This window comes from Yersinia sp. FDAARGOS_228 (assembly GCF_002073315.2).
In the GTDB taxonomy this organism is placed as follows: Bacteria; Pseudomonadota; Gammaproteobacteria; order Enterobacterales; family Enterobacteriaceae; genus Yersinia; species Yersinia intermedia.
Map to the genome: position 1 here is coordinate 1385114 of NZ_CP020409.2, position 12247 is coordinate 1397360.

Genomic DNA, 12247 nt, shown 5'->3' on the forward strand with positions numbered 1-12247 from the left:
TAATTACCTGATTTTTATGAACGTCTTATAATGATCATTTGTATAATAAGCTTCACCATTTTGTCCAACAATAATTCTTTGAGGACCTGGCCCTGATATATTTGGAGTTGAATGAACATATTCCTTATAATATCCAGCAGATTGTGTGGGCAAGCCAGACACGCCTGTTGTACGATCAGGTAGATTTTTGAATACTGAACCATCATTTCTGTGTGGGTATGTTCCGCCGCTAGAAATTCGGTCAAGTGTAGGTTTTAAATCCACAGTCCCAGAAAATGATTGTCCTGTTTTTATATCTTTTACTGTGACACCGTCAATAAAACGAACAGACTCTTTGGTTGCATTAGCTGTATTAACTGGCTTAGTGGAACCTCCACCACCTCTGCCCCCACCACCACGAATACCACCACCGTCAAATTCTGGCTGACTCAAGCATGCTATAGGGTTTTTGCACCCTTTATTTAACAGTGAGTTATTCTCCGCAACAAATTTATCAGAACAATAACATTATCTATACAAGAATACATATATTACTGATGCAATGTATAAAATACGGAGCAACCATAATGAAGTGCTAGCCATTCCATATGTTTTCCCTTTGAGGAGTATACTAAAAAATCCTTTTCGCTCTTCAGCTACCCCATTGAAGCGGTCAGCGTATATATAAAAATATAAAGCGATACCCCAAGTTATTACTATTAATGGGAAGTAAACTGCGCCCTCACCATCCCTAATAAATTTAAGGGTATAAGACAGTGGGAATCCAATAAGCAATGCTATTCGTCCAAAAAACAAACTGAGAGATCTCTTTCTTAGGAAAAAAATGCCATTAAAATACTCGTTCATACCTATTGGGGAGGTAAGGGGGAGGTTGGTACTTCTAGCATAGTGATAGAATGACATAAAAAATATTACCATTGATAATATGATCGTTATGATGTCTGGGCTCATTTTGCTTTCTCCTTGTTGAAATCATAATGATAGAATTCAGTTCCAGAAGAACCATTAACATCTACTTTTTCACCGGAAATATTGGTTGATATACCACTCCATCCCCATGCTGGCCCTACTCCAAAACTAAAGCCAACACCATCTTTTCCATAAGATATCTCGCTAGAAATGATACCAAGCCCTAAGCCTACGGAATTATTTCTTTTGGAATCAATAGTCCCAGGGAAATATGGGCCAAACTGAATCCCCATCTGCCCGGAGATACGCCCACCGACAGCTAATGTTTCTCCACGATTAGCTGAAATCTGATATGGGTCTATACTCGTATCAAAGTAATAACCGGCCCCTGCGCCTCCGGCTACTTCACCTTTTACATATGGTTTAACTTTATACTCTGTTCCCCAAGAAGGCCCTTCGCCAGTAGCAATTCTATTTAACCCTTCTTGAGTTTGTTCCTGTGTCAGATTGTGGTCTACCGCATACTGATTCCACAAGGCTACGGCCTGTCCGTAATCCTGTGCTCCTGATGGCAACAGGCTGTTCCAGCCATCACTCAGCGCATTATTCTCAACCGCATTCTTCCCAGCCTGCGCTCCAGCCACTGCGCTATTGCTGCTGTCACCTACCAACCCACCCGCCAGCCCTGCTGCCAGGGTACCCAACGCACTGACGGTTTGTTTCTGCTGTTCGGTGAGATGGTCTTTATCCCAGCCCATCGCGTTGATAATTGCGGGTGCGGCGGCCTCTGCCGTAAAGGCTGATACGGCACCGACTGTTGCATTGCCGTTAAAGTGCCCGACCACCGCACCCAACACCGCATGGGCCATCAGGTTCGCAGTCTGGTTCTGATCGGCGGGCAGATATTTACTGATTTCGTGCGCCAGATACGGTGCGCTGCCGCCTGCCAACGCCTGACCAAGGTTACCGCCGGTCAGCCCCTGAGTGACCGCAGTCGCGGCCTGGATCGCCCGTTGTAAATCACTGCCGGTGCCGTAGGTTGCCATCGCGGTATTGCGTATCTGTTCGGTCAGCTGTTTTTCCGTTGGCGTCAGGTTACCTTTCGCCGCCAGAGCTTCTTTTGCTGCCTGAATCGCCTGCGGATCTTTCAGCGCTTTTTCTTCCGCTATCTTACCCTGCGTGCGCGCAATATCGCCAACCTGATTGCCTATCTCCCCGATCAAATTGATTTCCCGTAGGCGATTTTGCTCTTTCTCCTTATCGAAAATAGGAGAGAGGGCATTGTTAGCGTGTTCAGCATCACGGCTCAGGTCAGTGACATTTTGTTGTTGTTTATCGGTATTGCGAATGGTGATAGTGCCATCGGATACTGCCGCATGGGTAGTGGAACTGGCATCACCACTATTACCGCCCGCGATGGGGATGCCCCCGCCCATATTACTGATAAAGTCCTTGCTGCCGGTAAAACCGCCACTACTCAGGCCCATGCTACTGGTCGAGGTGTTGAAACTGGCCTGATTATCGAGATCCGAGAAACCGAGCGTGCCAGTATCCAAAGTGTTTTTATCGGCAGTGGCCGTCGAGCCAATCACCGCACCATTGAGCTGAGTATGCTCGCCGACGGTGATATCAAAACCCCCTTTGCCAGCAAAGAACCCGGTCTGCTCCTGTACTGATGTGTAGTCTGAGTCAATTTTAGACTTACTGGCACTGACACTCCCGCTGCCGGTCATGGTGCCAAAGGTGAAGCTGCCACTGGCACTCACGCTGGTCTGTTTGCTGTCGTAGTTGTTACGGTCTTGCTCACTTTGCAGGGTTAAATCACGGCCCACATCTACTTTTACCGTTTCGCCGCTGACCTGCGCGCCTTTCAAGGATGTATCGCGGCCACTGGTAATGCTCACCGTATCGCCCGCTTTCAACTGGCTTTCAGTATGGGTCAGGCTATCGCCTTGCTCTTTGCCTTTACTGGCATTTACACCCGCAAAGATACTGATACCGGCCCCTTTTCCGACGCCAATACCTATCCCAATATTGCCGCCCGAACTTTTATTACTGCCACGCAGACGCTCACTATTTTCAGCACTGTTCAGCGCAATATCATTTTTGGCATCCAGACTGAGATTTTTCCCTGCCTGTAGCTCGCTGCCTTGTACCCGAATATCGCCCGGCCCCTTGTCTCCGGTGGCGGTGATAGAAAGATTATTCCCGGCAGCAATGTTGCTGCCGCTGGCGGTAGTCTGCTCAAGGCGACTTTCTGATTTACTTTTTTGGCTGCCCAGTGAAATGCTTACCCCTACCGCATTGGGGTCGCCGGTTTCATTGGCCAACACCGCGCCTTGTGCTGCCTGAACGCCCTGAAGGACTGCTTTTGTGGTCTGCAATGCCTGGAGGCGGCCATTGGTCTCTTTTTTGGCATCCTGGGCGGTAGTGACGGCGCTGTTGATGGCACTGCCTACCGCACCTGACAGGGCGAGGGTGAATCCGGTCTGTTTGCTCTCGGTGGTATGTTGTTGAGACAGGTTGTTTTCCGCCGCAGTTATCGCGACATCTGATCCTTGCAGGCTGATGTCTTTATTGGCGATCACTTCGCTGCCATGAATAGTTAACTGATTTCCTGCATTAAGAGTGACATCGCCCCCCAAACTGCCAATTGTGCTACCGACGTTACTCAGAGTCTGCGTTTTGTCGGTGGTTTTTTGGCTTGAAGAACCGATGAATACCCCAATACCCCCATTGGTGGAGAGACCCGATTTTTTCTTCTCATACAGGTGAGACTCGCTCTCGCTCTGTTGCGCGGTGCTGACGGTGAGGTTCTCTTTAGCCCGCAGATTAATATCGTTATCGGCCACCACATTACTGCCGGTGACCGCGATATTGTTGCCACTGACATTGATAGAACCCGCCGACAACATGGAGCCGACCGCCAGTGTCTGGCTCCGGCTGTCTTCGGTGTGCGTGGTGGAACTGGACGCCAGACCTTTGTGCTTACCGGTATGAATTCGCAGTTCATCATGCTGTTCGGTCTGGGTGGTGAGCGTGACATCCCCGCCCGCCGCCAGCTTCAGTGCGCCGTCGGTTTGTACCGTGCTGGCGCTGAGGGTGATGTCTTTTGCTGCCTGTAAATTGATATCGCCCTTGGCGTTCAACTGGCTGCCGAGCAGGGTTTCATCATAGAGATCCACTGAGTCGCTATGGCGCTTGGTGACGGCTTTGCCAGTGACCTGTAGGCTGTCGGTCGCTGCACTGAGGTTAATGTTTTGCGCCTGTACATCAAGGGTGCCGGCGTTAATGTTTGCGCCCACGGCGGTCAGATTGTCGACCTTCGCGGCCAACGCACCACCGACATTCACCTCGCTACTCAGATGACGAATATGTTCACTGGTGGCGTGGCCATAACCATAATCCGCACTTATCTGGTCACTACGCTCAACGGTATTGAGGATCCAGTCGCCGCCGGTATTGACCTGAAGATCTTTACCGACATTCACACTTGCGCCTTGCAGGAGAAAGTCACGGTCGGTATTGATAACGGCGTTATTACTGACATTGATACTCGCCAGCGGCCCCAGCAGGGTTTGATTGCGCAGCACGGCGCCATTGCTGCTACTGAGTTGCTCACTGTCCGTGCGCAGGATCACATCGCGCCCGCTATCCAGTTGCAGGTTAGTGGCATTTAGCCGCGTACCAGTCAGGTCAATATCACTGTTCAATGTACTGAGCTGCATGTTGCCACCGGCCTGAAGTAAGCCGCCATTGCTGGTCAGGGTGATATCTTTTGCCATGTTAATGCGCAGGTCATTGCTGGCTTTAATCGCCCCCTGATTGGTTAACCCCTGCATATCGGTGAGTTCGATATTATTGGCGGCAATCAACGCGCCGTTGGCCTGTAAGTCACCCGGTTTGACGCCTGCCAGATAGACCACCGGTACCAGCACGGTTTGCCCGGCAACGTCACGGCTTTCCATCAGCACGATATTGCGGGTCAATGCCGCCATCTGTTCCGCACTGAGGTGGGTGCCAAGGGCAAGATTGAACGCCTTGCTGTACTCGAGCCCCGCCGCAAAGAGTTGTTCGAACTGTTCTTGGGCACTTGTATAACTACTGGCGACCGCTTGGCCGGTCAGCGCCAGCACTTGATCCCGCACCAGACGCTGCTCATAGGCGTTATCACCCAGGCGTTTATGGATGAAAGCAGGATTGTTATTTAACTGCTGGAGCACGTAGTCTGACCCGCGCCAGTTATTAAGATTGGCAAAAGCAGGGTTGGTTTCAATCAGATAACCGCCACCGCCCACGGTGTAGTCGGTATTGAATTTATACAGTCCGCCATTGGGTTGTGTCAGGGAGATACCGTTAAACTCAATGGCGATATCTTTCCCGGTATGGTCGCGGCCATCCGGTGGTGCGATTGAGCCGGGGTTGGCGCCATTGTTGATCGTCGTCCCACTGCCACTAATGGTTTTCGCGGTAAGACTGGAGGCGTATTGGTTGGTCGCGTGTTCTTTGACCTCCGGCCCCCAACCGGTGCCCCACAAATTGCCTTTGTAAGTGCGGTAGCGCCACTCACCGCTGGAGGTGGTTCTTTCGATTAGGCGTTGTGCATTCCCCCAGCCATCTTGTTGCAGAGCCACGCCCGAGAGTGAAATCTCGCCCTGTGCACTGATTTTACTCCAGAAGTTTTCCAACGTGCCTACCTGCGGGGTCAAGTTCCCACCGGTGAGCAGGTGTGCTTCAGGGCTTATCTTATCGATGCTGTTATGGGCGTAAGTCGACGTATAATTAGTGCCAATATAATCACTGTTCATCGAGCCGCCATGAGGCGGTTCAGCATAGCGACCACCCGGTACATCAGGATTGGTTGGCGACCAGTAAGCTGATCCGCTAACGGTATTGCCCGTCACAAATTGTGTATTGGCAGTGAGAATATGGCGGCGATTGGTCAGTGTCGTGGCGTAAATCAACATATCTTTGCCGGATTCGATCAGACCGGAAATGTTGAGGATCTGAGCCGCCGTCAGGTAATTTCCGCCATTATCTTGCCCGCCCGCCAGAATGACCTTGCCCATCCCTAACAGGGTGGTGGTTGGGGCGCTGTCGGTGTGGGTGACGGTATCACTGTTCTCAATCACCGGTGCCAGCAGGGCTAAGGTGCCATTTTCATCGGTGGCACCGATCAGGGCGTTAGGGCCGGAGTTGGTGATACGATCCCGCGCTTTCAGCGTGGCTTCTGCACTGATCAGGGAGCCGGTGTTGAACAGGGTGTTAGTGTCGGTATCGAGCCGACCACGGGTTAAGATCTCGCCACGGTTAGTCAATGCGCCCGTCGCGGTGAGGCTGGCTTGGGTCGCACTGATATTGCCGTTATTCAATAAACTGGCCGAGTGAGTGCTGAGTTTGCCGCCCGCCACTAATTGCCCGTCATTGGTTAACGTGCCGTCAGTGCTCAAGGTTAAATCATGCCCGGCCTGAAGTGTCGAACCGGCCAGATTATTGAAATCGTTCTGCAAACCAAGGCTCAGATCCTGACTGGCGGTAACCTTACCGGCGTTATTGTCAAGCTGGCCCAGGTTCAATGCGATGTTATTCGCCGCCAGCGCACCGCCCTGGTTATTGAGCGTTTGACCTGCATTTGCCCCCGCAGTAATGGTCAGCGAGCCAAGGGAGATGATGTTGGCGCGCTGCGTGCTGATATCGCCACTGTTGGCGATAATATTCATCTCGCGGGCTTGCGTATGGCTGTCAGCCAGATTGACTCGGCTGCCGGTTAGCGTCATGGCACCGGCGGCGAGGGTCTGACCGTGTGCGATTAAGTCCTGGCGGGTGGTTACCATCAGATCACCGACATCTGTCAGCCGTCCATCGCTTTGTACACCTGCACCCAACAGGCTGTTGCCGTTGCTGTTCAGGTTTTCAGCTTGCAGTGAGAGTTTCCCGCCAGAGAGCAAGGTGCCGCCCCGGTTATCGACATCACCCGGCAGATTCAGATTGAAGTCCGTGGTACCGGTTTGCGCTATTACCCCGCCGACATTGGAGAGCGATTGGGCGTTCAGCGTCACTTGATCTGCAATCAGGCGGGCGCTGTCGGTACGTAATTGCGCGGCGGTCGAAGCAGACAGATGTTGGCTGGCGGAGAGGTTCGCGCCAGTGAGATCGATAGCCCCGCCTTGGGTGGTCAATGTGATATCACGGCTTTGAGTTTGGCTGCCACTGAGATCGATACTGTGCGCGTTGAGATTCTGCGCCGTACCACTGATATTTTTCCCTTGGGCGATTAACTGCCCGCTGGCATCAATGCTAAGAGTGCCGCTGGTAACACTGCTGTTGTCGGATTTGACGCCCGCGCCCAAGAGAGAATTGCGGCTGCTATTGACTTCAGCTGCGCGCAGCGAAGTATCACCCGCCGCCGCGACAGTGCCGGTGTTATTCAACGTGCCTGCGGTGGTGAGCTGGGTATTGCCCTGTGCATAAAGCACTCCTGCGTTTGCTATACCGGTGGTGGTCTTCACCGCCAGATGCTGAGCACTGTTGATCTGGCCGCTGTTGATCAGCATACCGTCGGCTGTAATGGAGATATCGCCCGCTGAAGCGCCTATTTCACCCGCATTACGCACCCCGACACCGCTTTCAGTGCCGATCAGCCGAATTTTACCGGCGTACATGCCGCCCAAACTCGCCACATCCACCGCCACGGTAGGGCGGGCGCTGCCATCGTCGGCTTTGGCGGTAATATTCTGGTGCGCGGCGTCAACCTGATTGCGCCCGGCGGTGACTTTTAGATCATTGGCCCAGATACCGGCATTCACTTTAACCGAACGGGCGATCAGGTCGGTATGGTTCTGACGGCTGCTGTCCAGACCTTTGCCCTGAATAACAATCTCACCCCGATCCACATCGTAGCCAGTGAGTTGGCCGTTATTGAGTTGTGCCTGACCGGTGGTTAAGGTCGCACGGTTGGCGTTGATAAAGCCGCAGCCATCACAGGTAATGCCTGATGGGTTGGCGATAACCACCTGCGCTTTGCGCCCGGCCACCTCGATATAACCGTTGAGTCTGCTGGGATCGCGGCTGTTGACTTCATTGAGGATAATACTGGCTTCACCGCGCGCCAGCGACGGGTTTCCGCTGACAAAACCGCCAAGTTGGGTCTGGTTGACACCCTGACCGTTATTGAGGATCACCCCGCGATTATCGACATCAAACTGGCTGTAAACGTTACGGGAAACACCGCCGCTGCTGGGCGTCTGGATATTCACCTGTGGCGTACCGTTGGCGCTGTTGATAATGGTCGGTTGCTGGTTCCCCGGCGCACTGGCATCGGCGACAATAGTGGCCTGCGCGGATAACGAGACGCAACCGAACGCCAGTAACAGACTAAAACTCAATGGCGATAAGGCACTGAGACGGCGGCGCTGAGTATGCCCAACACCGGACGACGGTGACGAGGCAGCCCGACCGGAAGCGGCGATATCGGCCACCACCATTAATAAGCCACGCGCCTTGTTGAAAACGATACGGTACAGGTTCTTATTCATAACTCATCCCAGAGTAAAGCGTTAAGCGGGTGCATCAGTATTGCCAGTTCAGGTTAAAGCCTACGGTCACCGAGTCGGCCTGGAAGCCATCGGGTTGAGACAGCGGTTTGCCGGCAAACAGGTCATAGCGGGTATTGAGCACAGTGCCGCGCACGCCGATGACACTGCCGGCCAGATGGTGGCCCAGCAGATAAGGCCCGCTGTGACCGCTCACTTCACCGTAGTCCACGCCGACATACAGCTCATGCCCCGGTAGCGGGGTGTACCAGCCGAGATCATTGCGCACTGTCCAGCCGTTATCGGCGTTTAGCGTGCGCTCGCCATCAAAACCGCGCACCGACCAGCGGCCGCCGATGGCGAACTGATCCTGTGGCGTCAGGGGGGTGTGGGTGCTTTGCCGCTGGTATTGCAAGTTGTAATGGAAATTTTGCGCCGCAACCGCAAAAGGAATATCCAGTTGCGCATTCAAACGCAGAATTTTGCTCAGGGCAGTGGCTTCACCGGCGTACTCTTCCTGTGCCGGCACCGCACCCAACCAGCGGGTGCCGCGCTGGTAGCTGACACCGGCATCCAGCGTGGCCTGCGAGATAAAGTGGCGGTGTTGCAGGCCAACGCGCCAGGCTGAGGTACGGCGGCGCTGCACTTCAATTTCGGTGTCATTGATATAGTTTTTTGACGAACGGGTCAGCACATCGTAAGTAAAGGTGGTTTTCTGGCTGGCATTGCGGTGCAGCAGGCGGCTGAGTTGCAGCGTCACATTCTCACTGTCACCCCGGTATCGGATATCACCATTCAGGCCCGCCACCGTCTGGTGATAGTCATAGCTGCTGGCGGTGATGCCCGCCGTCCAGTAACCGAATGGCAGCGAGTAGTGGCCAGTCAGGTTATTGGTGCCTTTCTCGCCGCGATTCTTTATTGAACCGCCAGCCGAGACATAAAACAGGTCACTCAGCGAAAGCGGGTTATCGAGAAACAGGGTCGCGCCACCTTGATAACGGCCGGTACTGCGGGTGCCGGAGTCATCCAGTGAGGCCGCCAGCCGCCACATTTTGCGCTGCTGCCAGCTCAGGGCGATGTCGGTCTCACCGGGTGCGGAGCCGGGGATCAATTCCATACTGGCTTGCACGGTGGGGACGCGCTGCAGGTTCTCCAACCCTTGTTCGATATCACGCAAATCCAACAGGTTACCGGGGCGGGCGGGGAAGGCGCTGAACAGCGTGACATGGCGGTCACTGTCGGGCGTCAGCTCTACGCTGCGTATTTTGCCGGGCACCACGTGTAGCGCCAGCGTACCGCTGTTTAAATCCTGCTGCGGGGCCAGCACCCGGGTGGTGACATAGCCGTGGTCGATCAGGCGGTTTTGCAATTGGCTCATCAGCAGATTAATGCCCTGTCCGCCCAAACACTGGCCTTGCGCCTGATTGGCGAGGCGTTGCAGGGGCAACCAGTGGGGAAAAGGCTCGGTGCCGCTGAGGGTAATGCGGTCAATAACGAAGCAAGGTTTCTCAACCGGAAAGACAATCCGGCCCCAAGAGGCCGCCGGTGCCGATAAGCGCACATCCGGTGTTGCGGGGGCCAGGCGCTCTTCCAATGCCCGTTGCCGTTCCTGTTGGTGAATACTCTGTTGAACAGGGGCTAATTCCGCGCCAACACTGGATAACGGAATAGTCAATGCTGGCGATAATATGCCAGCTATTAATATGAAATAACAAGGACGTGACACGAGGAGGCCCTTCCCCAATATTTTGGGTAGATAAATATAAAATAGATTGTGCGCATTATGCCTATGTAATCGTTATTTACAATGTGTTTTTGCATGAGTAAATAGTAATGAAAATAGAGTGATAGAATAATAAATGGCGTTATAACTGTAGCCGCCATCACGATCGGTGTTGGGACTAGAACCTATATTGACTATTACGCCGCCTCTTAATCTGCAAATCCTTGAAATGATCTCCTTTGATAAGTATGAGCATATTAGCCTCTACGCTGAGGTGAATATTTTTTCATATTTACCTGTGTTATCTGATAAATTGTTTTAAAAAGAAATAAAGTAAACTAAATTGTATTTAATTAAACATTTAATAGGGATCTAATCGTTATTATCACGGGGGGAAATTGCCAATCCAATGATCTGTGACGGTTAATTTTTGTGACTTGTTACAACACAAAAATGTTCACACTGGATCGGTACATGAAACATGTCGTTGAGTGCTAGCTTGAAGCTTGCCATTGTTGATGGTCTGCTCAGCAGGTTTGAGTGGGTGCCCATGGTGAGTGATAAATAGAAACGGCACTGCTGGTTTTCACCGAGTAGAGATAAAATGAGCATATTAAGCAATAAAATTTATGGATTTTGGCGAGGATGAGCGGCCCCCCTTTGGCAAGTTAGTCTTGCTCTACAGGTGGAGCCGTGAGTTATTGATAGGTTTCCCCGATAAAGCCCTGGTGAGGCGAAATCAGTATTTGCAGACGGAGCAAGCCAAACAGATAACATTCATGAGATGAGTTGGTATTTTTTAGCTCCGTCACATTAACTATAAACACTTAACGCCATGGCGGGAACGGGTGAAAACCACTCTTGTAACACTTTAAGAAAAGTGATATTAAAATCAGTTGGAGTTTATTAATTTAATTGCAATTTGAATTATTAACGTAGGAAGGTATGTTACGAAAATGAATATTAATGTCACGGATACGCCAAACCCACAAGACGAGGAGTATGTCATTGATAGTCTTTGGGCTCACAATAATAAAACAGAAGCTGTAGACATTCATCCATTGTTCTTAACCGTTACCCACGACAATGGCAAAATTGTGGCGGGATTGGTTGCCAGAACCTGGTGGGGCGGGCTTGAAGTGCAATATCTTTGGGTCAGTGATGAATATCGTAAGAGTGGCTATGGTCGCCAATTAATGGAAAAAGCGGAAGAAGAAGCCATAAAACGCGGTTGTCACATGGCTTATGTAGACACTTTCGATTTCCAGGCCAGAGGGTTTTATGAAAAATTGGGCTATCGTGTCTATGGTGATTTAGGTGGATATGCCAAAAAATATACCCGGCACTATCTGGCAAAAGAAATTTAACCGGTTTTAATCGGCGAGGTAGTAATGGATTTGCCCGATAAAAATAATGAAATTTATTTCAAGGGCCTTATTGCCATGATGGAGCACCTTAGTGAGCCATGGGGCATTAAAGATCTGAGTTCCCGCCATATCTATATGAACAAGGCAGCCTATCTTTATACCAATACACCATTGAACTTTGAGGTTGAGGGGAAGTTGGACGATGAATTTCCTGCCAACTGGGCTGAATTTTCTCCTGAGTTTATGGAACACGATAAGAGAACTGAAGAGTCACAAGGTCGGGTTACCGTCATAGAAACACATTATTGGTATGGTAAAGATACTCTGACCCCCTTTATCAGTGAAAAGCTGCCTATTTATAATGATAAAAAAGAAGTCATTGGTGTTATGTGGAGCGCTAAACCACTTAATACTTTATCTCCACTAAAATATATAAACCAACAAAAACCAAGCGTTCTGACTACCGAAACTAATAGTAAGACTTTTACTCGCGCTGAGCTTGACGTTATATTTTTAATGTTGCAAAGACTTTCCGTTAAAGAGATCGCTAAGATATATAATATCAGCACTAAAACAATAGAAAACAGAATATATACAATTTATCAAAAATCTGATGTCCACACGTTGCAACAGTTTGAGGAGTTTTGCAAATTTGCACATTTGGATAATTATATTCCTGATCGACTGGTGGCAAAAGGAATCCAGTTTATCTGAAC

General features: G+C 51.0%; 5 protein-coding genes. 2 read left to right on the forward strand and 3 right to left on the reverse strand.

All coding sequences use genetic code 11. From position 1 onward, the window contains the following. Nucleotides 1–3: 3 nt before the first annotated feature. The 3 genes from A6J67_RS06410 to A6J67_RS06425 all read right to left on the reverse strand — a co-directional run bounded on the left by A6J67_RS06410 (nucleotide 4) and on the right by A6J67_RS06425 (nucleotide 10167). Nucleotides 4–432 (reverse strand): ribonuclease domain-containing protein, encoded by a 429-nt coding sequence (locus A6J67_RS06410; RefSeq protein WP_216594434.1) that lies wholly within the window; start codon nucleotides 430–432, stop codon nucleotides 4–6. A gap of 515 nt (nucleotides 433–947) precedes the next feature. Further along, nucleotides 948–8444: a hemagglutinin repeat-containing protein gene (locus tag A6J67_RS06420; RefSeq protein ID WP_105877054.1), complete on the reverse strand. Its 7497-nt coding sequence runs from the start codon at nucleotides 8442–8444 to the stop codon at nucleotides 948–950. 34 nt (nucleotides 8445–8478) lie between these two features. After that, nucleotides 8479–10167 (reverse strand): ShlB/FhaC/HecB family hemolysin secretion/activation protein, encoded by a 1689-nt coding sequence (locus A6J67_RS06425; RefSeq protein ID WP_080608100.1) that lies wholly within the window; start codon nucleotides 10165–10167, stop codon nucleotides 8479–8481. Between the two features lie 953 nt (nucleotides 10168–11120). Between A6J67_RS06425 and A6J67_RS06430 the strand changes: the two genes are divergently transcribed. Together A6J67_RS06430 and A6J67_RS06435 are read left to right on the forward strand one after the other, a co-directional pair. Continuing rightward, a complete protein-coding gene (locus A6J67_RS06430; RefSeq protein WP_005189666.1) occupies nucleotides 11121–11531 on the forward strand; it encodes a GNAT family N-acetyltransferase in 411 nt (136 codons plus the stop codon). A 24-nt stretch (nucleotides 11532–11555) separates the two neighbouring features. Beyond that, nucleotides 11556–12245, forward strand: coding sequence for a helix-turn-helix transcriptional regulator (locus tag A6J67_RS06435; RefSeq protein ID WP_005189668.1), 690 nt, complete (start codon nucleotides 11556–11558; stop codon nucleotides 12243–12245). Nucleotides 12246–12247: the final 2 nt, after the last annotated feature.